The sequence below is a fragment of the Clostridium homopropionicum DSM 5847 genome (assembly GCF_001263795.1).
GTDB classification, from domain to species: Bacteria; Bacillota; Clostridia; order Clostridiales; family Clostridiaceae; genus Clostridium_H; species Clostridium_H homopropionicum.
Genome location: NZ_LHUR01000036.1, coordinates 112,372 through 137,250 on the forward strand (window position 1 = coordinate 112,372; position 24,879 = coordinate 137,250).

Genomic DNA, 24,879 nt, shown 5'->3' on the forward strand with positions numbered 1-24,879 from the left:
TTATCATTCTACAAGCTTTGGCTCACCCCCAACTATCTTATACTTATACTCTTTAACTACAATTCCATCCTCTTTTTTCTTTGTGAAAATTATTAAGTCGTACCCATCACTAGTTTTACTTTGTGAGGTTTCATATATATATCTTACTCCATCTTCCACTTTTTCTATTGTACCTAACCAATACGGAAATTTATTAAGCTCTTGATCAAATTTAGTATATTCTGAAAAAAGCTTATTTGATGCCTGAACATTAATATTGGCTAATTTTCTTTCAGTATAGTTTGAAATTACCTCTGCTTTTCTCCCAATACTTTCAAGATATTTTGTAGCCTGCTCCTCTTGCTGTTTTCTAATTTCAGGGAAATTATTGGGATTAAGTACTTTATCCCATAACTTTTTAGGGAACATATCCTTTATTGAATTTGTATAATATGATCCATCCATAGGCTCTTTGTATTCTTTTAATATATATTCATTATTATTATTCTTTTTAAAGACAATAACTGTAGGAATAGATCCACTTCCACTTACAAAGGTAAATACTCCATTCTCAAAGCCAAAGGCACCATAACTAGCAACAGTATATACTTTTACAATTCCATCTTTTTCTTCACTATCAAGTATTACATGTCCTTCTGTAGCTACCTTTCCTTGCTTATAAGCGCTGGCTCTTCCAATTATAGCACTGCTTACAGCCTTATCTATTGTTTTTGGATAGTCTATTTTAGTTTGTGAATTAGTTCCTATTATAATGCCTTCATTAGGAACTACAGCATAAAATCCATCCTTAAATACTATAATTATTTCCTTTTCAGCTATTACATTGTGGTTTTCATTATAAACTTCTATTCTAACTGTGGCTTTATCTCCCTCTTTTCCTAGACCCTCCTCTATTAATGGTAACCAATATACTGGAATCCCATAAGTTAAGGTGAGTTTTTTCCCATATTCTTCAACTTTACCTGTACTAATATCCAAACCTGCGAACTTACCTTCAGAGGTATAATACTGTATAGTTTTAGCCTCTCCCACAAATTCTGGTTGAAGCTTTATGCCTATGGTGCTAGACATAGTTAAAGCATATTTTTCTGGGGAAACTAGTATTTTAAAAGTTTGGCTATCCATAAAAGCTTGAAACTTATTTATATCTTTTTCATCTTTTGTTTTACCACTAGTTAAAAGTAATAAACCCATAATCACAATACACAGAAATCCTATGATAAAAGCAATAGGTCTTTTACTTTTAAAAAAGCCCCCCATTTTTATCATTTTAATCCTTTTTTCCATATTCTTTTTATCATCCACTATACCTATAAGTCTTGGAGAAAATCTGGTGGAGCTTAAGCTTTCAAGAACTTTCAATAATACCCTTCCATACTCCCTATATTCATTGCCCTGTAATATACTTAACACCTTTTGATCAGTAGCCAGTTCCATATCATCACGTATTCTTTTAAAGCAAAACCAAATTATAGGATTAAACCAGTGTATGCTTTGAAATATAAGTAGTATATAATTAACCAAAATATCTCTTCTCTTATAATGTGCAAGCTCATGAAGTAATATATATGAAATTTCCCTATCACTGAAATCTAAAATTTCAATTGGAAGTATTATTTTAGGTTTAAATAATCCAAATAGTGATGGTGTATTAACTATAGGTTGAAAAATAATTTGAATACTCTTATTTACACCCATTTCACTTTTAACTTCCTTAAAAATCATATCTACTCTTTCATTTAAATTTCCACTATATTTTTTAAGCTTTAAATATAAAGAATAGTTTGTGTATAATAGAGCACATATCAATAGTAGTGCTCCAAGTAACCATACATATGAAAGATAAAAATTAATAGAATATTTTTTGTTCCCATTATCTAAAGTAATTTCGGAAGGATTTGTATTTGTTTGTTCATTTAAAGTTTGTTTATTTTGTATAGTATTTATTGCTTCACCGGAAACATGAGTAATATTTACTCCAGTTATCACAGAAGGTACTTTATTAAATATACTAATAGTACTTTCAGGACCAAAAGGAATAATTAGCTTTATAACTAATATAATCCAAATGATATAATGCCACTTAGGACTTATTCTATTTTTTAATAAAGTTTTAATAATAATAATGCTTATACCTACTATGCTAGAATAAAAAGATGTTACTAAAATTATCTGAAACATTCTTTCCATTATTCTATCTCCTTATCAAGAATATTTTTCAGCTCCTCAATATCTTCTTTTGAAAGCTTTTGTTGCTTTATAAAGCTTGAAAGCATTAAATTTAATGAACCGTTATAAACTCTTTGGAGAAAGGATTTATTTGCATAGTTTTTATATTCTTCATCAGATACCTTTGGAATATATATATAAGACTTTCCATCTAGCTTTTCCGCAATAATGGCTTCCTTTGACACAAGTCTAGTAATTAATGTATGTATAGTCTTTGGTTTCCATTCAGAAGTTTTTAAAAGTTTTTCTACTATTTCTGAACTTGTAGCTTTTTTTAGTTCCCATAAAATCTTCATAACTTCAAGCTCTGCTTCTGAAATTTGAGGTATATTTTTCATTTAAATCACTCCTAATATTTAGATTACATTTGTAAGATTTATTATATATTACACTTGTAAGATATTTTTGTCAACCCTATAAAAAATAAAAAAATACACTCTTAGAATATTCTAAATACAAAATATCTAGGAGTGTAAAATATAAATTATTTTAATGCTAATTTGATGTCATGACCCCCGTGGTGCAATTTTAAAATTCACAGCTAACAATTTAATTAATTTTTTCAACAATACCTTTTGCCCATTCAATAACTTCTGCTTCTAAAGACTGAAGGTTTTTAGTAACATTTTTACATAGTATCATAATCATCTAAATTTACACCTATTGGCAATAGTTTAGGTTTTTTCCCTATTATTACTTGACTACCACCCCAAATGAACTTACTAAAACCTTTTGATTTAAGCTCATTTACAGGCTTTACTTCTTCTAACTTTGCATCAATATTTTTTGCAATTATTTCGGCAATTTTTTTTGTACTTCCTTCAAAAGAATAATATAAAACCAGTATTTTAGACATTTGTTATTATCTCCTTCTTAATTTAATTATTGTGCTCTAAGTTTTTTATAGAAATTAACCCCAAAATACTTCCCAGTACACCTAGAGCAATACTAATAGTCATAATTAGTATAACTATGCTGAAAATCAATTCCCCTCTCGGTGGTAACGGCATAAAAGGCAACAAACTCATCTCACCATATACTCTATTTATTAAGAACATTGCAAGAGAGGATGCTAATATACCTCCTATTAAAGTTAATATTAACCCGACTAAAACAAATGGGAATCCAATAAAACTAATGGGTGCTCCTAAGAGTCTTAAAGTATTAATTTGATCCTTATTATTATATATACCCTGTCTAATCATGTGAGATACTATTACAATAGTGGTAATGCCTACTGCTGCCACCACTAAGAAGCCTAAAACCTTTAATCCTTCTGTGATATTTTTAAGTTGTCCTAGTACTTCTCTATTGTCTCTAACATAATCAATTCCTTTTATACTTTTAACCTTATTTAATACATTATCCATTTGATCCAATTGGATTCTTACCTCAATAAATTCCTCAAATGGATTTTTGTCTAAAAGCTCTAATATATGTGCTTCCTCAACTAAAACTTCCTTCATTCTATTGTAAGCTTCTTCTTTTCCAATCAGTCTGCAGTCCAATACACCATCTATTTTTTTTATGTCTTCAACTAAGTTCTTTCTTTCTACAGAATCAATATTCTTATTAAAAAAAACACTGATTTCTGCCTCTCCTTGCAGCATATTAACTAATCTATCGCTGACAGTAAAGCCAGATACAACCATGCCTAGAAGAAACAGAATAAGTCCTGTTCCGATAATAGATAATATGTTAGACAGCAGATTTAGTCTCATTATATTCTTTGCTTCTATAAAAAAGTAACCCAAATTATAGAATATACTCTTCATTACAATTCACCCCGTCGTTCTATAGAAATATTCCCCTCTTTTACATGGATGAAGGTCACATTCCTTTCATTTTGAATCAAATGTGTAGCATGGGTAGTAATAATTACTGCTGTATCTTTTTCTTTAAAAGAAGTTAAAAGCTCTAATATATTCAAGGCATTTTCATGATCTAAATTACCTGTAGGTTCATCTGCCAATATTAATTTTGGTTTTCTTGCTATGGCACGGGCTATGGCTACTCTTTGACACTGGCCCCAAGACAGGTTCTCTACCTTTGAAAGAGTCTTATTTGAGAGGCCAACTCTCTCCAGGGCATTGCTTGCCTCTTCCTTCATATGCTTTAAAGGAATACCTAGAAACCTTATTCCCATCATAACATTTTCCAAAGCTGTTCTTCCTTCGATCAGTTTAAACTCTTGAAATACAGGTCCAATTTCTCTTCGCATCCTTCTAATCTTTCCACTTGCACCTTTTTTTATAGGCTGATTAAGAACATTTAATGAACCAGAGGTAGGGTACTCTATCCCTAGGAAAAGCTTTAAAAGACTGGTTTTCCCCGAACCACTAGGCCCTACAATATACACTAATTCTCCTGGATTCACTTTCAAATTAACATCTTTTAAAGCTAAGGTTCCATCTCTATAACTTAAAGAAACATTTACCGCTTCTATCATCCTATACATCCCCCTGTTTTTTTCTAAGCTCCCACTTTAACTTCAAACTCTAAATAACCTTCCTTCATCTTTATAGACTGAACATAAATATCAAATATCAACTTATCTCCTGCTAAGTCCTTAATATCAATTAACAGATCTCCATTTTTAAATAATTCCTCAATAGAGGAAGTTTCAAGCGGAATTCCATAAAAGCTGCCTTTATCTACCTTAAGTTTAAAAGCAGTCTTTCCCTGAATTACAAATTTCCCATCTAAGACTAGATGCTTATCTGGTACTTCTATTACTACCTTATCTTGATAAAAATGAAATACCATATTAGGAAGATTAGAGTGGTTTTTTATCACATCATTAAATGTTTCCTCATATAAAGCACCTTTTATAATAGGTAATTTAAAACTTAAGTTCAATTTGCTTTGTGGGAAATATCCTTCTTGAACAATTTTTCTAAAATCTTTTACAATATCAGAGAAAATAACTTTTATCTCTTTCCACATTTGTTCTAAACCTTTTAATTGGGTCTCGTAATGTGCTTTGTCTTCCTTAAAAGAATCTAGATAAGCCTGCTGCTCTTCCTTTAGCTTTCGTTTTTTATCTAGTGATTCTTGTAATACTTTATTTTTATTATCTATAACTGAAATTTTCTCTGTTAACTTGTCTTTCTCCTCAGATAATTTCTTTCTCCCTTCATCTACAGAATCCAAAAGTTCTCCTACATTTCGCGAGAAATCTCTTATTATATTTATACTTCTAATAAAACTAGTTAAATTTTCAGCTTTCAAAAGGGTCTCTAAATATGATGCTGGTCCACTTCTTTGATAACTAACAAGAACCATTTCTAAAACCTTCAGCTTATCATCGTACTCTTTCTGCTGCTTCTGTATTTTGCTTTCCAACTCCTTAATTTCTAGCTTCAGAGCTCCTATTTCACTATTAGCTTTAGCTTCTTCTCTCTCCATGTCTTCTACCTCTTGGGTAAGCTTAAAAAGATTTTCGAGTACACTTCTCTCCTTTTCAGAAATTCCTTTTAACTTATTCTGAACTTCCTCAATAGGCTTTACATCTGCAGAAACTCTGTTTTCAGCTCCAATAAAAGAGAAAGTAAGGACTACAATTAGTATAAAAATTAATCTGGAATGTTTTTCTTTAACCATGTTCCACCCCACTTTATTTATGCTTGCCCCATAAACGTCCTATATTTATCTATATTTTGCCATTATAATTATATTATATAGAATTATTATTAAAAAAGGAGGATACTAATGAAAAATAATACTATTGGTTTTATTGAAACTGGTGTTATGGGTTCAAGTATGGCCTCACATATTCTAGAGGATGGTATAATTAACAATGCAAGACCAGGTACTTATGTAATTGATATGACCACCTCTAAACCTAACCTAGCTAAAATAATTTATGAAAAGGCTAAAGAAAAAGGTATATATTCTCTTGATGCACCAGTTTCTGGTGGAGATATTGGATAGAATGATAAAAGGTGATTTTGAACCTGGATTTTATGTAAAACATTTTGTAAAGGATATGAATATTGCTATATCAGAAGCTAAAGAAATGGGGATTAGTGCTCCTGGTCTTGAGCTATCAAAATCTTTGTATGATAAATTAGTAGAAGAAGGTAAAGAAAATAAGGGAACTCAAGTTTTATTTGAATTGCTGGATAAATAGATTAACATAGGTGCCAGGCACCGGAGAAAGGAGTTTTTATAAAAAACTCCTTTCTCCGGTGCCTGGCACCTGTTATAGTTTTATTATTAAATATATATTTTATGTTGTTTTTCAAATGCATCAATTTTATCTTTATGAAGAAGAGTTAAGCCTATTTCATCTAATCCATTTAATAGCTTATGTCTAGCGAAGTCTTCTACTTCAAAGTTGTATTCAAGTCCTTGGTTATCTCTCACTTTCTTTGCTTCTAAATCTACTTCAAGTTGGTATCCTTCAATGCTTTCTGCTCTTTTGAAAAGCTCATCTACTTGTTCAACTGTAAGCTTAACCGGAAGTATTCCATTATTGAAGCAGTTGTTGTGGAAAATATCTGCAAAGCTTGATGCGATAATTACTCTAAAACCAAAGTCAGCTAATGCCCAAGGTGCATGTTCTCTTGAAGATCCGCATCCAAAGTTTGCTCTAGATAATAGAATATTCGTTCCTTTGTATTCATCTTTATTTAACACAAAGTCTTTAATTGGATTCCCTTGTTCATCAAATCTAAATTCATAAAATAAGAATTGACCAAAGCCACTTCTTTCTATTCTCTTTAAAAATTGTTTTGGTATAATTGCATCCGTATCAACATTAACTCTATCAAGAGGTGCTACAATTCCTTTTACCTTAACTAATGGTTCCATTCCATTCACTCCTTACTATTTATCTAAATTTCTTATATCTACAAAATGTCCAGCAATAGCTGCTGCCGCTGCCATAGCAGGAGATACAAGATGAGTTCTTCCGCCTCTGCCTTGACGTCCTTCAAAGTTTCTGTTTGATGTTGAAGCACATCTTTGACCTGGGCTTAAAACGTCTGGATTCATCGCAAGGCACATACTGCAGCCAGATTCTCTCCATTCAAAACCTGCTTCTGTAAATATTTTGTCTAATCCTTCTTCTTCGGCCTTTGCTTTAACTCTTTGTGAGCCAGGTACAACAATAGCTGTTACATTAGTATTTACTTTTCTGCCTTTAGCAACTGCTGCAGCTGCTCTCATGTCTTCAATTCTTCCATTTGTACAAGAACCTATAAATACATAGTCTACTTTTATTTCACTCATTGGAGTTCCAGGAGTTAATCCCATATATTCTAATGCTTTTTCAGCTGCGCTGCGTTTATCTGCATCTTCAAAATCCTCTGGATTTGGCACAACATCATTTATTGAAGCTCCCATTCCAGGGCTAGTTCCCCAAGTAACTTGTGGTTCTAAAGCAGATAAATCGAACTCTACAGTTGCATCATATACCGCATCAGGATCTGAAGGAAGCTTCTTCCACTCTGCTACTGCTTCATCAAATTCAGCATCCTTAGGAGCATATTTTCTGCCTTTCACATATTCAAAAGTAGTTTCATCTGGAGCGATTAAGCCTGCTCTTGCACCAGCTTCTATAGCCATGTTACATACAGTCATTCTTTCTTCCATAGTAAGGTTTTTAATAGCATCTCCAGTAAATTCAATAACATAATTAGTTGCAAAATCTGTGCCGTACTTTCCAATTAAACCAAGAATCAAATCTTTAGCTGTAAGTCCTGGATTTAATGTCCCCTTGAATTTAACGTTCATTGTCTTTGATTTTTTTTGAGCAAGACATTGTGTTGCAAGTACATGCTCCACTTCACTTGTACCAATACCAAAAGCTAAAGCTCCAAAAGCACCGTGAGTTGCAGTATGGCTGTCACCGCAAACAATAGTTTTGCCTGGAAGACTTAGTCCAAGTTCTGGCATAGTAACATGAATAACCCCTTGATCATCACTGTATAAATCGTAAAGAGTTACCCCAAAATCTTTACAATTTTTACAGATAGCATCTATTTGAGCTTTTGATATAGGATCAGTAATATTGAATCTGTCTTTTGTAGGAACATTATGGTCTATAGTTGCAAAAGTTAAGTCCGTTCTTCTTACTTTACGACCTGAAAGTCTTAATCCTTCAAAAGCTTGAGGTGATGTAACCTCATGAAGTAAATGAGTGTCAATATAAATAATGCTTGCCTTACCCTCTTCAGCATGCACTACGTGCTTATCCCAGATTTTTTCATACATTGTTTTCCCTGACATATATTAAATCCCCCTCTTTATATTAAAATAACTACTAGTCAATTCGCCCCTTTGAATTTTTCTAGTGCCCCAATTTAACAATAAAAAACTTTATAATATGTTATTTTATAGTTGAATTATACAGCAAAGAGTTATATAATTCAAATGCATATAAATTATAGTTGATATAACGAGGAGTTATGACATGGATAATAATTTAGAATTATATAAGATTTTTTATACTGTAGCCTCCTGTGGAAATATATCTTTAGCTTCAGAAAAGCTCTATATAAGTCAGCCTGCTGTAAGTAAGTCCATAAAAAAGCTGGAAGCTGCTTTAGGAATCACTCTTTTTTCACGAAATTCTAGAGGAGTTAAACTGACAGAAGAGGGAATGGTATTTTATCAATATATTGAAAGAGCTTTGAATGAAATTAATGTTGGAGAAAAAGTTATAGATAAATTAAAAAATAAAGAAGCGGGGATAATTAAGCTAGGAGTAAGTACCACCTTGTGTAAGCACTTTCTTATACCAAAACTAAAAAGATTTATTAAGGAATATCCTCATATTGAAGTAAAGATAATCAATAAAACCCCCTATGAAACTTTAAAAATCTTAGAAAATGGTGAATTGGACATGGTTATAATCAGTGAACCACCTGAAAAGGATTTTTATAATTTTATTGAACTATATGAAATACAGGATATTTTTGTAGCAGAGAAAAATTATTTAGAATCATTAAATATAAAAAATTACAATGATATTTTTCCCTTTGCCACCTTGATGCTTATGGAAAGCGGCAACATTTCCAGAGGATATATAGATAAGTATTTTAAAAATAATAATATAGTAATCAAACCTGAAATTGAAGTAAGTAACATGGATTTATTAATAGAATTTGCAAAGATTGGCCTAGGGGTTACTGCTGTAATAAAAAACTTTATAAAAAATGAACTGAAGGAAGGAAAATTAGTTGAAATTCCAATTACTCCACCAATACCAAAAAGAAACATAGGTGTTGTTTATCATAAAAATATCCCACTATCAGTTGCAGCAGAGACTTTTTTGAAGTACCTAGTGTAATATAAATTGTGTTTGTCGGGCAATATATAATAGTAAAAATACCTGTTTACACAAGAGATCAAGAATAGTTATTTTATAGGAGTAATATATGATTATTAAAGTAGATATGCTTCAAGCAGTAGGCATCGGAGTTATAATGTTCTTAATAGGTGATTTTATAGTAAAAAAAGTGAAACTATTGCAAAAATATTGTATTCCAGCTCCCATTGTGGGTGGGCTAATTTTTGCTTTAATACATACAATTGGAGTAAAGACCGGAACATTTACTTTCCAGTTTGATCAAACATTAAAAAATTTCTTTATGATTGGATTCTTCTCAACAATTGGATTTACAGCTAGTTTTAAAATTATTAAGCAAGGTGGAATTGCAATTGTTATTATGCTTTTTATTTCAGTAATTATGTTAGTTATACAGAATATATGGGGAATTACTATTGCTAGAGCTTTTAAGTTAAATCCTCTTATTGGCATGTGTGCTGGTTCTATATCTCTTATGGGTGGAGTTGGGACTGCAGCTGCACTGGGGCCTGTTATAGAAGCTAACGGGGCTTCAGGAGGACTTACTATTGCAGTTGCTTCAGCAACCTTCGGACTAGTAATGGGTGGAATAGTATCCGGTCCAATAGCAAAATATCTTATAGACAAAAAAGGACTGATTAAAAAAGCAAAAGAAGAAGAGAAATCTGAAAATGGAAAAGAAAAAGACTTTTCAGAGCATCATATAGAAAATGATAATCATGATACCATTAAAACCAATGATTTAAGTAAAGGCTTCATTCTTATTATGCTGGCTATGAGTATAGGTTCTGTAATTTCTATTTTAATCAATAAAACTGGCTTAGTTTTCCCCGCATACGTGGGTGCAATTTTTGCTGCTGCAATAATTCGTAACTTAGCTGACTTAAGAAAAATATCATTACCACAAAAAGAAATCAGTGCAGTAGGAAGCGTGTTTTTAAATATATTCCTTGCAATGACAATTATGTCCTTAGAAATATGGAAGATTGCAAGGATGGCACTGCCTTTAATAATAATATTATTAGGACAAATGATTTTACTTGCTCTATATTCCATAATAGTGGTATATAATTTTACAGGTAGAAATTATGATAGTGCAGTAATGAGTGCAGGTTTTTATGGATATGCCATGGGAGCTACCCCTAATGCACTGGCAAGCATGACTGCGGTTGTTGATAAATATAACAGACCGTCACCCAAAGCATTCTTTACAATACCAATAGTTGGTGGATTCGCCATCGATTTGACCATGGGAATAATAGTTATTGGACATATGAACTTAATTTTATCTGGGTCTTTATAGATTTGATTTTGTAAAAAAGTCGCTGAAGAATTCATCAATTCTTCAGCGACTTTATACTTATATAAATTATTAGTAAACTTTATGTTCATTTTTACTAGGCTTAAAAAATTTTATAACTATTGACAAACTAACAACTGTTAGTTAAAATTAAACTAACAGTTGTTAGTTTTGCTTTATGCAAAAATTACGAGGAGATAAATTATGAATACACGTGAAAAAATTTTAATTGAATCACTTAACTTGTTTTCTATTAAAGGATATGATTCTGTTTCAGTAAGGGATATTTCAAAAGCTGTAGGTATTAAAGAAAGCTCTCTTTATAATCACTTTAAGAATAAGCAAGATATTTTTAATACAATCATAAATGAGTATTCCCGAAGAGGAAATGAATTTTTCCATGGTATGCGAATAACTGATGAGGATATGCAATTTGTAGTGGACGATAGAACAATCACTATGTACCGCAATATGACAAGAGAGCAATTTTTGGTGATTGCAGGTCAGATTTTTGAATTTTACTTTTTAGATGAAATCAATGTAAAGCTAAGGAAAATGCTTACTATTGAACAATACCGTAATGCTGAAATCAATACACTATACAGGAATTTATCATTTGATGATGCATTAAATTTTCAAGCAAAGTTGTTTACTGGGCTCATGGAGATAGGAAGTTTTATTAAGACAGATCCATATATGATGGCAATGGCGTTCTTTGCTCCGATTTTTCTTATCTTTTATAAATATGATAACAATGAGCATAGCCTGGCGGAAGCTAAAGAGTTGTTTAACCGCCATATTTTTCACTTTAACGAAATTTACGGAACAAGCAGTAGCTGCCAAGACCTTAAATAATATTTTGAAAGGATGTTTAATATGAAAGTCATAGTGATTAATGGTAATAGTCGTCACGGAAGTACATGGAACTGTATGAAACTATTCATACAAGAACTTTCCAAATATAAAACCGTAGAAATAACAGAGTTTACTTTACCAAAAGATATGCCTCATTTTTGCAACGGCTGTTTCTCATGCTTTTATAATGGAGAAAATACATGTCCCCACTCTTTATATGTAAATCCAATTGTAACTTCATTGACAGAGGCAGATTTAATTTTAATCACATCACCTGTTTATGCAATGGATGTTTCAGGTCAGCTAAAGGCATTGCTTGATCATCTATGTTTTATGTGGTTAAGTCATAGACCAAACCCAAAAATGTTCAATAAAATCGGGCTTTCAATTACTACCACTGCTGGAGCAGGTCTTGGCCATACAACAAAAACCATTAAAAATAGTTTTAAGTTCTGGGGTGTGAAAAAAGTGTTTTCATTTAAAAATCCTGTTTCGGCAATGAAATGGTCTGACGTTTCCCTAAAAAAACAGGAAGCTATTCAAAAAGAGATGGCAAAATTGGCGAGAAAAATAGTAAAGGCTGCTAAAAGTATAGATTCACTTCCAAAGCCTATTTTCAGAAGTCTCATGTTTTTCTTAATGAAAGGAATGATGAAGAAGAACACCTGGAACCCATATGATAGAAAACATTGGGAAAACCAAGGATGGCTCAGTGGCAGCAAACCTTTCTAATTCAGCTGCAGTCTTGCCAACGAGAAATCATATATACACCTATATAGAAAAACCGTATTAGATTTCTCTAATACGGTGACTGTATATTATTAATTTTGTATCTATTAAAAGTAATTTTTACTTATATCCATTTTGTTTATCTATTGCTTCATCTTTAATTTCTTCTCTCATACCTTTAAGTGCATCTCTTCTTCTCTCATTTTTTTCTTCTATTGTATTTTTCATTTTATTATCGTCTGTTTTTGCAATCATCTCTTCTGCAAGTTCAATGTTATGAATAGTATTGCTAATATTATGCTGAATTCTATCTACATTATCTCTTCTATCGTCTGGTTTGTTTTTCATAATTTACATCTCCTTTTCCATTAAGTTTTTTTGTTGAATTTGACCTATTACACAGTCACTATCAATTATTTTCTTTGATATCTTTTAATTTTCATTTTCGAAAATTAGTTTTAGCGCAGAGCAAAATTTTTATTCAAATAATATAAATTGCTGTTCTCCATTTAAATCTCCTTTCTCCGGTGCCAGGCACCATTTATTTATTTTCTATTTATTATATTTCTTCCATATTGACAAAGAAATAATTTCCAAATAAAATATTAACTATAGTAAATTATTTTACTATAGTTAATATTTTGGAGAAGATAATATGAGTCAGAATAAATTTACCTTAAGAGAACAAAAATTTGGAGATAAGAGAATTGAAATTTTGAATGCATTTATTAAAGAGTTGGAAACAAAGACCCTTCATTCTATTTCTGTTGACAGCATTTGTGAAATTGTTAAAATCTCTAAAGTTACTTTTTTCAAGTACTTTGAGTCCAAGGAACAGGTTTTATATTATTTCATACACAAATGGCAGTACGCTTTAAGCTGCGATATTGATGCAAAAAGATATTCAGGAGCTTCAGGAATATATCGTGTTTTTAAAGCTGTAACTGAAAGAAAGTATTCAGTAAATATAATGCTGGCTATTGCACAGTATTTTATTAAGCTTGAATCTACTCCACAACCAATGAATATAAGCGACTATGAGTATTATCTATTTAGCCGAGAAGCTTATGAACTAAATTCTCCAAAGCGGAGCTTATGCGATATACTAGTATACTACTTAGAATCTATGAACTGCAAAGCTGTAAATTCTACACTTGAAAACTTATTTTCTGTTTTTTATGGAGTTCCAATTGTAGTACATATGATGGGCAGTGAGGAAGAACTTTGGGACAAATACCAAAATGCATTAAATGCAATTTTAAGTAATTGTTAGACTAAAAGAATAATTAATTAATTGAATAGTTATTAATAAAAAAGGAGTTAATATTATGAAAACGCTTTTATTATACGATGAAGCTAGCAAAAACTTTAATGGTGTAAATCTAGTTGAAGAAGTTACAAGTTCCTTGAACAGTAAAGGATTTACTACTAAATTAAGGAAAATTATTGATTCAGAATTTAAGCCCTGCATAGGTTGTTTTGGTTGTTGGGTAAAGACTCCTGGATTGTGTGTTTTGCAGGGAGATGAAGCTAATGAAATAAATAATTATGTAATTAATTCACAACTATTAGTGATACTCACCCAAATTCAATATGGAAGCTACAGTAAGGATATAAAGAAATATTTAGATAGACAAATTCCTAATATATCCCCTTTCTTTACTATTATAAAAGGGGAAACCCATCACCAAAAGAGATATAATAGTTATCCTTGTTTTGTTGGTATTGGCTACAGTACAAATGTTAGTGAAACTGAAGAAAAGACTTTCAAAACTCTAGTAAAGCGCAACAGTATCAACTTACATACTCCTAAGAGCCTGTCATTAGTTATAGGAAATGAAAAAGATGTTTCTAAAGAAATGACTGAGTTATCTAATTTTTTAGTGGAGGTGTCATCATGAGTAAATTTGTTGCCATAATTGGCAGTCCAAAACTCAAAAAGAGCTCATCAAGTGCAATAGTTCACCGTATCTCAGAGATATTACATACAGATATAGCACAATATCGTGCTTTAGATATTATCAATGCTCCTAATAAAAATGTAATTGAAAATGACATACTACAAGCTGATATTTTACTATTTGTTTTCCCACTATATGTGGACTCACTACCTGGGTCGCTAATGGAAGCTTTAGTTGGCTTAGAAAAAACTCTGCAAAATTCAACTAATAGCTTACCAAAGGTATATGCTATTTGCAATTGTGGATTTTATGATGCAGAACAAACTGCTGTTGCTCTAGATATTATTCAAAACTACTGCAATAAAACAGGATTGGATTGGCAATATGGAATTGGCATAGGCTGTGGAGGAATGATCGCAGAAGAACCTTCAAATTTAAAGGCAAATGGTCCTCTTAGAAATATTTTTAAAGCACTTTCAGAACTCTGCGCAGACATGCTACAAGGATATAATGATAAGAAAGAGAATATTTTCGTTAGAGCAAGTATTCCACGCTTTCTTTATCACTTTGGTGGTAATATGGGTTGGAATATAAATGCGAAGAAAAACAATGCAAAAAAAATGCTTAGAGCGAGACCTCATGAGATTATATAAAATATATTGTCAAATCAACTGAAGGATATAATAAAATTTAATCAAATGGACTAGGTGATTGTGGACTTGTAGCCTAGTCTGTTAATTCTCCTTTCTCCGGTGCCTGGCACCTAACTTTCTTATAGAGTATAAATTTCATCCCCTAAAGCTTCTGCTTCTTTAATATCATGAGTTACTAATATAATGGTCCTCTTATCTTCATTATGAATTTTTAAAAACTCTTCTATAATTTCATTTTTTAATTTCTGATCTAATCCTTTAAAAGGCTCATCCATTAATAAGAGCCTGCTTTTATATGCAAAGGCTCTAGCAATGGCAACTCTTCTTTTCATTCCTCCACTTAGCTTCTCAGGAAACATATCCTTATAATCCATTAGTTTAACAAGACTTAAATATGTATTTACTGTTTTCTCAGTCTCTTCCTTGCTCATTGTAGATTTCAATACAAAAGCTACATTTTCAAAAGCTGTAAGATTCGGTATAAGCCTATCTTCTTGAAATATGTAAGAAATGCTGCTATCCCTTAAAATTACTTCTCCACCGTACTTTCTCTCAATACCACTAATAATATTTAGCAGAGTAGTTTTCCCACAACCTGAAGGTCCTAAAAGAACAGTAATTTTATTCTTTATAAAATTCAAATTCAAGTTATCAAAAACCACATGAGTTCCATAGGCCTTATATAAATTCTTTATCTGTACTTCATAATCATTTTTAACTTCCATAAATATCACCTAACTTGCTAAGTCTCTTTGTCCATTATTTTTATATAGTTTTTAAATATAATTTCAAAAATAAAGCTCAATAAAATTACTACAATGGTCCATGCAAAAAGCTCCGATGTTTCTAACATGGATTTAGAATTTAATAAATTCAAGCCTATTGAATATTTAGGTGTGCTTAAGACTTCAGAGCTAACTGAAACTTTAAAGCCTAAACCTAAACACATTAATATACCCGAAACTATGTAATGCTTTATACTTGGTAAATAAATATCTTTTATTATATATTTTTTCTTCACTTTATATATATTAGCCATCTGAATTAACTTTATATCTACAGATTTTATGCCATGCAATACATTTGTATATATTATAGGAAAGCATGTCAATATTGCAGTAAATACAGATACATAATAAGACTTAAACCAAACAAGAGCAAGAATTATTATTGACATAACTGGAATAGCTCTAATGCATACAATTAGTGGATTTAATAGTTCTTCTATAAACTTATTAAGTCCTGCAGTAATTCCAATTATTATTCCTATAACTATTGATAAAAAAAGTCCTAATATTACCCTAGAGATACTGCTAAAAACACTTTTCCAGAAATAATCATCTCCAATAAGTGTCATCAATACCTTTAAGACCTCAAAAGGAGAAGGAAGGAAAAGTGGCTGATTAATAAAAAGGGAGCAAAGCTCCCAGATTAGTACCCAGAATATTAATATAGTTATTTTTCTACTTTTCTTTATAATAGAAATTTTCATCTGGAAGCTTTCCTCCAATAGATTTAGGGTCATTATCTTTTAAAACAGTATAAAACTTATTCAAAGATTCTTTTCCCTCTTGTGCACTGATAAGTACTATATTGCATTTTGGAATAGCAATTTCTGCTACTTTAGCATTTGGTAATATTCCATTTTTCTCTATAAGTTTTCCTGCTTCAGCTGCATTTTTATTTACAAAGTCTACAGAGTTTTTGTATTTAGTTAAAAACTCATTCATTTCCGCGCCTCTTTTATCTAAGAAGTCTTTTCTAAATACTAATGCTCCCATTATTAACTGGCTAGTATCTTTTGATACCTTATCCCATTCTTTAGTTAAATCAATTACTATCTTCATATCCTTATCTTTCATCTGGGTTGTTGTTACAAATGGTTCAGGTAAAACAGCAATCGAAGCTTCTTTTGACGCTATTAATGAAGCAACATCACTGTGTTGTGCTTTGAATTCAATTTTAACATCTTTATTTGGATCTAACCCATTTTGCTTTAATATATAATTTAAAACAAACTCTGGAGTAGCACCTTTTCCGCTTATATAAACGGTTTTACCTTTTAAATCTTGTATGCTTTTAATAGTGCTGCCATTTTCAACAATGTAAAGAACTCCTAAGGTGTTAATTCCAACTAATTGAACTCCTCCATTGGTTTTATTATATAAAATTGGTGCTAAGTTAGAAGCTATTGCTACCCCATCTACATCACTATTTACAATTTTTGATACTATTTGATCAGGTGAATCATATAAAGAAATATCATAACTTTCTTTATCTTCTTCCATAAGCTTTACTATTCCCATACCTGTTGGCCCTTTTAACACTGCAATTTTAATCTTTTCTTTTGCAGTTTCATTTGTAGTTTTATCAGTAACTGTATTTTCAGGTTTTTGAGCATTTTTTGATTCCTTTGAGCATCCAACAAGAAGCAGTGCAGAAATTGAAAACACCAATGCAGTAATCAATATCCCTAATTTTCTTTTCATAGTACCATCTCCATATATGCAAATTATTGTTAATATAATTAAATATTATTATATCATAAAATAATAGACTACTCTTAAGTTTTCATGAGTAATCTATTAATCTGATTTATTACATTATCTATTTATTTCTCAATACTGCTGACTCTGCTACATATTGGACAAAACTTGTATAACCTCATTTATATCAGGCAATTGTTTAGGAGGGTAAACCTTCACCCATTTAACTTTTCCATTTTCGTCTACTATAACATTTGCCCGTTCTGATACTCCTTCCATCTGGTTAAATAAACCATAATCTTGAGTAACCTTTCCATGAGGCCAAAAGTCCGAAGGAAGACTTACTGTATTAACTTGAATTGATGTTGCCCACACTTTTTTACAAGGTATAGGATCAACACTAAATCCAAGAGGAATGGTGTTGAGTTTCTGAAATGTTTGCCAGTTATTTTCTAGTGCCCTCATCTGATCAGTACAAACTGGTGTCCAAGCAAGTGGATGCCAGGAGAGCAATACTTTTTTCCCTCTATAGCTAGATAAACTTATATTTTGATCATGATTATCTTTTACAGTGAAGTTCGGTGCGTCATAGCCTACCTTAATAAGTGCCATTACTATTAGCCTCCTCTCTGAAATATACATATATAGAATCCCTTAGTTTAGTATCTTTTATGCAATCTTCAAAATCTTATTAATACACTTAAACATTTATTGTAAGCTAAGTCTAATAAAGTGCCTCTCCACTGTAATCAGTAAGTCCATTTATTAAGGCTGTAAATTTACACTATAACTTAAATTTATTTTTTATCTTGCTGTAGTTCTTTAAAATATTGTTTTGTCTCATTTATTATTATTCCACTTAATCCAACTATAGCTATAAGATTTGGTATTGCCATAAGTCCATTTACTATATCTGCAATAATCCAAATTACTTCTAATTTTATGAAAGCACCTAAAGCAACTAATGCTATATAAACTATTCTATAAGGTTTTATTCCTTTAACACCAACTAAATATGCCATACATCTTTCACCATAGTAATTCCATCCTATTATACTTGTAAATGCAAAGAATATAAGTCCAATTGTTACAATCATTTCACCTACAAAAGGCATTGATGATAATCCAGTTCTAAATGCAGCATTAGTCATAGCCGCTCCTTTTAAATCTGAACTCCACACGCCAGTTGATATTAATACAAGTCCAGTCATGGTACAAACTATTATTGTGTCAATGAAAGTTCCTGTCATAGATATTAGTCCTTGGCGCACACAGGATTTTGTCTTAGCTGCTGCAGCTGCAATAGGTGCACTTCCAAGCCCTGACTCATTAGAGAATACCCCTCTTGCTACACCGCTTCTTAAGGCAAGCATTACTGTCGCTCCTGCAAAGCCTCCTGCTGCTGCAGTTGTAGTAAATGCTCCTTCTATTACCATTTTAATTGTTTCTGGCAATGCACCTGCATTAACAATTAATATAGCTATAGATCCAACAATATAGGATATTGCCATAAAAGGGACTATCTTTTCAGAAACAGCAGAAATACTCTTGATTCCTCCAAGCGTTACCATAGCCGTTAAAATTGCTATTACTATTCCAGTTACACCTACAGGTATATTGAAACTTATATTTACTGATTCGGTAATAGAATTTACTTGTGCAAAGGTTCCAATTCCAAATAAAGCTACTCCAACTCCAAAGATAGCAAACATTTTCGCTAACCATTTGCTCCCAAGTCCTCTTTCTATATAGTACATAGGACCCCCTGCCATTTGACCATTTTCATCAACTACTCTATACTTTATTGCAAGTAAGCCTTCTGCATATTTTGTAGCCATTCCCACAAATGCTGCCATCCACATCCAAAATAATGCTCCCGGTCCTCCTAACTTAATTGCTGTTGCAACCCCTACTATATTACCTGTTCCTATAGTTGCTGAAAGTGCCGTACACAATGCTCCAAAACTTGATATATCACCTTCCTCATCTAATTCAGCATCTTTTCTAAATGCATACTTTAGAGCTAAGGGCAATTTTAAAACTTGTAATAGACCAAGTCTAATAGTAAGATAAATCCCTGTACCCATTAACAAAATTAATAAGGGCGGTCCCCATACTATGGAATCAATGCTGTTTAATACTTCTAATAATTTTGACATAAGATCGTCCTCCTGTGATTTTTTATGCAGTTTGACTTTGTTTTCTCCATTCTCCGGTGCCAGGCACCTTTAATTATTTAATTAAACAAAGACATTTGCTCTGCGGCATTAAGTCTTAAAAGGCTTTGTGGTTCTTTGTCCATAAAGAAGGCTTGTTTTATTTCTCTTTCCTTTGAAATAATTTGACTTTCTCCATTGGCCGCATATCTTAGCTTACAGCTGTACACTACAGGGAAATATTTTCTTATGAAGGCTCCTTCTGCATGAGCTGTTAGTGCTATTATTTGAAAGCCTAATTGTTCGGCTATCATAAATACTGGATCTAAAACATGGTCACTAGAGGCTTTTCCAAAGGGGTTATCTAAAATTACAGTACGATGTATCTTTCCCCTATTTGAAATAAGATTCCTTTTTTCTGCTAGATAATTAAGCAGTCCCAGGAATAGTGTCATATTTTTGCTCCACTTTTCTCCTCCGGACCAGGAATTTGAGGTTTCCCAAGTGAAGGAAGTTGAGCTTATTGTACCTTCATTTCTTACCTTTCTGCATCTTATCTTGATTTCTTCATTTTTAAGGACATTTCTTAGCAGCTGTTTTGTTCCAAACCACTTTTCTATTTCTTTTCTTATTAAATTAGTGTTTTCTCTTCCATCTTCACTTTTAAATTTATCTTGTTCTAGTTGATTTAATATCCAATTGATATGCTTTCTAAGTTCACTCTTTCCCTCAGTTTCATTCCACGTAGGTATATTAAATATATATACCTCTTTCCAATCCTCTTCAACCTTTATTCTTGTCTTTTTAGGTATTAATTTCATCTCTTCAACTATATTAGTTAAATAGCTATGAAGATGCTCTATAAATTGTTCTAACTCCTTGTCATGTTCTCTTATATCTTCCTCTAGCATTTGTACAGTTCTATTAATTCTATCTTGCATATTCTTTTGCCATTTAATCACGTCTTCATATCCCTTGTTGTAGTCAATACCATTTAAACTCATCTGTCTCATTTTAATATCTTCTATTTTACTATTGCAAAAGTTTCTAAAATCATTTCTATTTCTATTGACATTTTCTTCTGAGGAAGTGAGATTATTGCTTAAAGCTTCTACATCGGCTATTAAGTTATTCACATATTTTTCTCTCTCATATGAAAAATTATTTAGTTCTTCTCTCAAAATAGCTACTTCTTTAACAGACTCTTTTAAAAAGTCAAATCTCTCATTTTTCTTTTCTAGCTCATATAGTGAATTTCGAACCTTTGTCAATTCATTTTTTAGCTTTTCTGAGCTCTTTAAAAGCTCTTCTTCTAAAGTTTTAAGACTTTTCTTTTCCTCTAATAACTGCTGATTTACAGTTATTAATGGTATATTAAAGTCATACAGCCGATCATATCTCTTATAGAACTCATTCTTTTGATTTTCTATTTTGTACCCTAGTTTTTTTAATTCTTCATTCTTTAAATCATATGCTGAATTTGCAGCCTTAAAGCTTTTCTCCAGTTTTTTCACGTGGACTATTAAAGCTTCAATTTCTTTTTCATAGAATTCTTCGTACTCTATGTCTATTATGTCATATTTAGCCTCAGATGATTTTATGTTTAAATCTCTTTCAAGTTTACTTATGTCCCTTTGGGTTTCTTTTATTCTGTCCTCTATTCCTTTTCTGTCTTTCTGAATTTCATGCAGCTGATCTTTTAGTCCTTCTATTTCTGTCTTTAATATACTTTTAGCCTTATTTCCAAACTCAGGCTCAAAATCTTCAATCTGCTTATAATAAGAATCTGCCTCTAATACTTTTATTTCTGTTGAAACAGCTGTTGCCTTTTTTTCTTCCTCTTTTATTGCCTCTTCTTTTGCCTTTATTATGTTGTTTACTCTATAAATCTCTTCATCTAGATTTTTAACTTTATTTAACAGCTCTTGAATGGAAATATTATAATTATCTATACTTTTTTTCTTTTGAATACAATCTTGAGCTGATATGAGCTTTCCAGAAATATTGTCTAAATTTTGTTCAGCTTCCTTTAGCTTTAGACTAAGCTCTCTCTCTTCCTTCTCTAACTCTTCCACTTTTAATTCTTTATTTCTAATATTACTTATTATCTCATTGTAGAGCTGTGTTAAGTTGAGTATACAGTTTTTTACTTCTAAATAATATTCATGAGGATATTTATTAAAGAATCCTTTTGTGCTGTTTAATATATTTTCAAAATAGGATATTTCGCTTTCCTTATTTTGTCTAAGCTCTGTAACTGTTTTAGCCTTTCCCTCTAGAGATTGCTTCCATGATATAAAGTAATCTTTAGAAAGATTGTTTTTCCATATATTAGGATATATAGTTTTATGCTTATCCTTTTCGCTGAAATTTCCTGAAGCTATTTCCCTAGCTTCTTTTTCCTTTAAAATAACCATAGGAAATACAATATTTTCACCTAAGTCTTTTAGTTTTTCTAGTAACTTATTTTCTTCTTCTTCATCTACAATTAAGCTATTTACCCAATAAGGGTAATCCTTGTATAAAGCCTCAATTTCTCTTTCCAGTACTGCAGAAGCTCTTTTTACATACATTGCTCCTATTTCTAAGGTAGTTATGCTGCTTTTTAAATTTTCATATATCTTATACAGAAATGGATCTGCTGTATAATAGGAGTTTTCTTTATAATCGTCTAAGAATCTGTAAACAGCTCTTTCCTCAAATATTAAGTTTTCTTTTTCTCTTTTTAAAGCCTCTACCTTAGCTTCCAAACTGCTTAATACGCTGGATTCTTTTAAATATATATCATCTTTTTCTGAAAGAACTATACCTGTAGAAATTAGTTTTCCTGTAAGTTCTGTTCTTTCCTTAGAAATTGTATCAAATATAGTATTATAATTATTTAACTCTCCTTGAGAAGTTTTTTCTTTTTCCCTTAATGTTTTTAATTCCGCTTTTAGCTCTTCTCTTTTGTGTCTTAACTCTGGAATTTGCTGCTGGTAACTGGAGATTCCACTATTCAGGCTTACTATATTTTCCTTCCATTTTTCCATTTCTCTTTCTAACACATCTGTTGTAGGACTGCTGAGTATTCTATTTTTTATTCTCTCAATATCTTTTTCTAAATTGCTTATTGTAGTTTTTAGTTTTATAATTTCTCCATTTAAGCTATTTTTCTCTTCAATTTTCCTTTTTAATGCTTCAGCTTCACTTTGTTTTTCTTTTTCAAGAGTATTTATCTTTTCTTCATGATTGCCTTTAAGCTTTTCTAAGGCCTCCTTCTCCCCTACAAATACTCCTTTTAAAAGGCTGCAGCTTTTATTTAAATTTATTTTTATTTCTTCTACAGTAAAATTTTTATCCAGGTTTTCTAATTCCTCTTCTAAATATTGCAGCTTTTGATTTTTTTCATTTATGTTATGCTTTATCCTGGATATCTGCAGATTTTGAAGCCTCTCATCAGCTTCTTCATATACCTTTTTCTTTTCATTAAGCTCATCCTTATATTGATTACAAAGCTTCTCTAAATCCTTAAACTCCTCCTCTAAAACAGCTATATCATAGGACAATTCTTTTCTATGCAATTCACTTTTATTTTTTTCACACTCAATTATATCCTTCTCTGCCTTTCCAAGCTCATCTTCCAGAGAAGTTTTTTCTTCTTTTATATAATTATTCAAAAACTTAACTCTTCCCTTTTCAGTATTCAATTCCTCACTTAATTTATGATACTTAGAAAATACCTCTACATACTTATTTATTTCTTTATCAATAAGCTTGCTCTCATTTATTCTCCCTTTTAGCTGCTTATAGTTCTTAAAATGTTCTCTCTGATTTTCAAATATATCTGCAAAATCCTTAGCACCACGTCCAACCATTGCTTCTTCAATAACTGGTATTAAAAGATTATCAACAAGCTGCGTAGTAGTCTTGCAGTTGTCAAAAAAAGCTTCAACTCCACCCTCACCAGCATTTATTCTTGCTATACTTCTCCATTCAGCATGGTATATTTTAAAATTCTCCTCTAGGTGTTTGTGATATTTCCTGTTAGAATCGAACAACTGAGCATGCATATGATTTTTAACCATATCAAGATAATATTCATGAATTTCCTCTTTGCCAGAGGCTCGTTTAGTGCCATTACTATTTTCCTTAACAAAAGGAATATTTTCTATTGAATTTTTATCATCCTCACTGTACTCATAAGTATATCTATAAAAATCCACTCCATTACTTCCCATAAATAAGGTTACTGCAGTTACACCATATCTTCTCGGATTATTATTAAGTATCCATTCAATAGCTATATGAGAGGCGTTACCCGTAAGCACAAGAGTGTCCTTTATCTTCCTATCAGCTACTTCAATATTTGGAATTATAGCTTGAAGTGCAGTTTGTATAAATACAGTCTTTCCTCCGCCATTTTCCAGCAAAAAGGCTCCATTATACCCTTCATAATTGAAAATATCATCATTATATCTTTTAGCTCCACCTTCATATATAACATTTGTAAATCTTATTTTAGATATGGCTGGCATCTAAATCTCTCTCCTTATCCTTCTCTATACTATAGATAAATTCTAATATTCCTCTGTTATAATCCACTTCCATATAATATTTTTGAATTATAACCTTAGCCTTTTCTGTAAGTGCTATTTCATCATTTCCTATGTCCTCTATAAGCTTCTGATCAATCAAAAATTGCTTTACAATAGTTAAAAAGCTTTTCCTGCTTATAGTTCTTGCATCCTGAACTTTTACTTTTTCATTTATATCATCCATAGCCTCCCATTTTTCCATAATGGCAACCCAATTATATTCCTGTTCTTTGCACATGTTTTTCAACTTTTCTGAATCATGACCTTTTAAGGATTCGATTTTCTCATTGATGCTATCCAGCCAGCTAGAGATAGATAAAAAATCTCTAGTTGCTTCTCTAGTTTGATAACTATCATAAAATTCTCCAAATAAAACTATTATAGAGAAATACATTAAATAAATATCTAGATTATTAGCTCTATTAGGTAGATGATTTCGTTTTATGCTTTCATTCGATATGTGAAATGGAGAATCTACAGCAAGAGGTATCATGTAAATATACTCTCCAGACTTAAATATAGTGCAATCTACTTCTCTTGCAAATTGTTCTACTAAAGCCCCTATATGATCTTCTGCTAAAAATGCCCTTAAATCTTCCTTATCAGCATAACCATTCTTTGCTAATACTGAGTATATTTTAAAGGCTCCAATTACATCATCATTACTATATTCCATAG

Annotated in this window: 25 protein-coding genes; 9 read left to right on the forward strand and 16 right to left on the reverse strand. The window is 31.4% G+C overall.

Features of this window, described 5'->3' with window-relative positions; all coding sequences use genetic code 11:
• Positions 1-3: 3 nt before the first annotated feature.
• From CLHOM_RS18015 to CLHOM_RS14745, 6 genes are all read right to left on the reverse strand, one after another.
• Positions 4-2,190, reverse strand: a complete 2,187-nt coding sequence (locus CLHOM_RS18015) for a M56 family metallopeptidase (protein ID WP_082204444.1) — start codon at positions 2,188-2,190, stop codon at positions 4-6.
• Positions 2,190-2,567 (reverse strand): BlaI/MecI/CopY family transcriptional regulator, encoded by a 378-nt coding sequence (locus CLHOM_RS14725; protein ID WP_052222444.1) that lies wholly within the window; start codon positions 2,565-2,567, stop codon positions 2,190-2,192. Before CLHOM_RS14725 ends, CLHOM_RS18015 begins: the two co-directional genes overlap by 1 nt.
• A gap of 290 nt (positions 2,568-2,857) precedes the next feature.
• Positions 2,858-3,085 (reverse strand): hypothetical protein, encoded by a 228-nt coding sequence (locus CLHOM_RS14730; RefSeq protein ID WP_052222446.1) that lies wholly within the window; start codon positions 3,083-3,085, stop codon positions 2,858-2,860.
• A 22-nt stretch (positions 3,086-3,107) separates the two neighbouring features.
• On the reverse strand, positions 3,108-4,004 hold the full coding sequence (locus CLHOM_RS14735) for a cell division protein FtsX (RefSeq protein ID WP_052222447.1): 897 nt from the start codon (positions 4,002-4,004) through the stop codon (positions 3,108-3,110).
• Entirely contained in the window at positions 4,004-4,678 is a 675-nt protein-coding gene (locus CLHOM_RS14740) for a cell division ATP-binding protein FtsE (RefSeq protein WP_052222449.1), read from the reverse strand. Before CLHOM_RS14740 ends, CLHOM_RS14735 begins: the two co-directional genes overlap by 1 nt.
• Positions 4,679-4,701: 23 nt before the next feature.
• Entirely contained in the window at positions 4,702-5,832 is a 1,131-nt protein-coding gene (locus tag CLHOM_RS14745; protein ID WP_052222450.1) for a coiled-coil domain-containing protein, read from the reverse strand.
• Between the two features lie 108 nt (positions 5,833-5,940).
• On the opposite strand from CLHOM_RS14745, the gene CLHOM_RS18935 reads away from it, so the two are divergent.
• Together CLHOM_RS18935 and CLHOM_RS18940 are read left to right on the forward strand one after the other, a co-directional pair.
• Positions 5,941-6,162, forward strand: a complete 222-nt coding sequence (locus CLHOM_RS18935) for an NAD(P)-binding domain-containing protein (protein WP_052222452.1) — start codon at positions 5,941-5,943, stop codon at positions 6,160-6,162.
• A gap of 1 nt (position 6,163) precedes the next feature.
• Positions 6,164-6,361 (forward strand): NAD-binding protein, encoded by a 198-nt coding sequence (locus tag CLHOM_RS18940; RefSeq protein WP_052222454.1) that lies wholly within the window; start codon positions 6,164-6,166, stop codon positions 6,359-6,361.
• Positions 6,362-6,447: 86 nt separating this feature from the next.
• Here CLHOM_RS18940 and leuD read toward each other — a convergent pair whose 3' ends face one another.
• Together leuD and leuC are read right to left on the reverse strand one after the other, a co-directional pair.
• A complete protein-coding gene (gene leuD / locus CLHOM_RS14760) occupies positions 6,448-7,044 on the reverse strand; it encodes a 3-isopropylmalate dehydratase small subunit (protein WP_052222456.1) in 597 nt (198 codons plus the stop codon).
• Positions 7,045-7,059: 15 nt separating this feature from the next.
• Positions 7,060-8,463 (reverse strand): 3-isopropylmalate dehydratase large subunit, encoded by a 1,404-nt coding sequence (leuC, locus tag CLHOM_RS14765; RefSeq protein ID WP_052222457.1) that lies wholly within the window; start codon positions 8,461-8,463, stop codon positions 7,060-7,062.
• A 184-nt stretch (positions 8,464-8,647) separates the two neighbouring features.
• Here leuC and CLHOM_RS14770 point away from each other — a divergent pair, with 184 nt between their 5' ends.
• From CLHOM_RS14770 to CLHOM_RS14785, 4 genes are all read left to right on the forward strand, one after another.
• Positions 8,648-9,526 carry a LysR family transcriptional regulator gene (locus tag CLHOM_RS14770; RefSeq protein WP_052222458.1) on the forward strand — a complete coding sequence of 293 codons (879 nt, stop codon included), beginning with the start codon at positions 8,648-8,650 and terminating at the stop codon, positions 9,524-9,526.
• An 88-nt stretch (positions 9,527-9,614) separates the two neighbouring features.
• The gene (gene gltS / locus CLHOM_RS14775) at positions 9,615-10,847 is read left to right on the forward strand and encodes a sodium/glutamate symporter (protein ID WP_052222459.1); all 1,233 of its coding nucleotides are present in this window, start codon (positions 9,615-9,617) and stop codon (positions 10,845-10,847) included.
• 201 nt (positions 10,848-11,048) lie between these two features.
• Positions 11,049-11,699 (forward strand): TetR/AcrR family transcriptional regulator, encoded by a 651-nt coding sequence (locus CLHOM_RS14780; RefSeq protein WP_052222461.1) that lies wholly within the window; start codon positions 11,049-11,051, stop codon positions 11,697-11,699.
• A 21-nt stretch (positions 11,700-11,720) separates the two neighbouring features.
• Positions 11,721-12,431, forward strand: a complete 711-nt coding sequence (locus CLHOM_RS14785) for a flavodoxin family protein (RefSeq protein WP_052222462.1) — start codon at positions 11,721-11,723, stop codon at positions 12,429-12,431.
• A 117-nt stretch (positions 12,432-12,548) separates the two neighbouring features.
• Here CLHOM_RS14785 and tlp read toward each other — a convergent pair whose 3' ends face one another.
• On the reverse strand, positions 12,549-12,776 hold the full coding sequence (gene tlp / locus CLHOM_RS14790) for a small acid-soluble spore protein Tlp (RefSeq protein WP_052222464.1): 228 nt from the start codon (positions 12,774-12,776) through the stop codon (positions 12,549-12,551).
• A gap of 307 nt (positions 12,777-13,083) precedes the next feature.
• On the opposite strand from tlp, the gene CLHOM_RS14795 reads away from it, so the two are divergent.
• The 3 genes from CLHOM_RS14795 to CLHOM_RS14805 are packed head-to-tail and all read left to right on the forward strand — an operon-like array spanning position 13,084 to position 14,982.
• Positions 13,084-13,701, forward strand: coding sequence for a TetR/AcrR family transcriptional regulator (locus CLHOM_RS14795; protein ID WP_052222466.1), 618 nt, complete (start codon positions 13,084-13,086; stop codon positions 13,699-13,701).
• Between the two features lie 55 nt (positions 13,702-13,756).
• Entirely contained in the window at positions 13,757-14,329 is a 573-nt protein-coding gene (locus tag CLHOM_RS14800) for a flavodoxin family protein (protein ID WP_052222467.1), read from the forward strand.
• Positions 14,326-14,982, forward strand: coding sequence for a hypothetical protein (locus tag CLHOM_RS14805; RefSeq protein WP_052222468.1), 657 nt, complete (start codon positions 14,326-14,328; stop codon positions 14,980-14,982). The genes CLHOM_RS14800 and CLHOM_RS14805 overlap by 4 nt, the downstream gene beginning before the upstream one ends.
• A 119-nt stretch (positions 14,983-15,101) precedes the next feature.
• Here the strand turns inward: CLHOM_RS14805 and CLHOM_RS14810 are convergent, their stop codons facing one another.
• The 7 genes from CLHOM_RS14810 to CLHOM_RS14840 form a co-directional block, all read right to left on the reverse strand.
• Complete coding sequence (locus CLHOM_RS14810) at positions 15,102-15,707, reverse strand: ABC transporter ATP-binding protein (RefSeq protein ID WP_052222469.1); 606 nt, start codon at positions 15,705-15,707, stop codon at positions 15,102-15,104.
• A 17-nt stretch (positions 15,708-15,724) separates the two neighbouring features.
• Entirely contained in the window at positions 15,725-16,474 is a 750-nt protein-coding gene (locus CLHOM_RS14815; RefSeq protein ID WP_052222470.1) for an ABC transporter permease, read from the reverse strand.
• Complete coding sequence (locus tag CLHOM_RS14820; protein WP_052222471.1) at positions 16,446-17,471, reverse strand: ABC transporter substrate-binding protein; 1,026 nt, start codon at positions 17,469-17,471, stop codon at positions 16,446-16,448. The genes CLHOM_RS14815 and CLHOM_RS14820 overlap by 29 nt, the downstream gene beginning before the upstream one ends.
• 147 nt (positions 17,472-17,618) lie before the next feature.
• Positions 17,619-18,080, reverse strand: a complete 462-nt coding sequence (locus CLHOM_RS14825; RefSeq protein ID WP_052222472.1) for a redoxin domain-containing protein — start codon at positions 18,078-18,080, stop codon at positions 17,619-17,621.
• Between the two features lie 185 nt (positions 18,081-18,265).
• Positions 18,266-19,627, reverse strand: coding sequence for an alanine/glycine:cation symporter family protein (locus CLHOM_RS14830; RefSeq protein ID WP_052222473.1), 1,362 nt, complete (start codon positions 19,625-19,627; stop codon positions 18,266-18,268).
• A 77-nt stretch (positions 19,628-19,704) separates the two neighbouring features.
• Positions 19,705-24,141 (reverse strand): coiled-coil domain-containing protein, encoded by a 4,437-nt coding sequence (locus CLHOM_RS14835; RefSeq protein WP_052222474.1) that lies wholly within the window; start codon positions 24,139-24,141, stop codon positions 19,705-19,707.
• Positions 24,125-24,877, reverse strand: a complete 753-nt coding sequence (locus CLHOM_RS14840; protein ID WP_052222475.1) for a DUF6063 family protein — start codon at positions 24,875-24,877, stop codon at positions 24,125-24,127. The genes CLHOM_RS14835 and CLHOM_RS14840 overlap by 17 nt, the downstream gene beginning before the upstream one ends.
• Between the last annotated feature and the right edge of the window lie 2 nt (positions 24,878-24,879).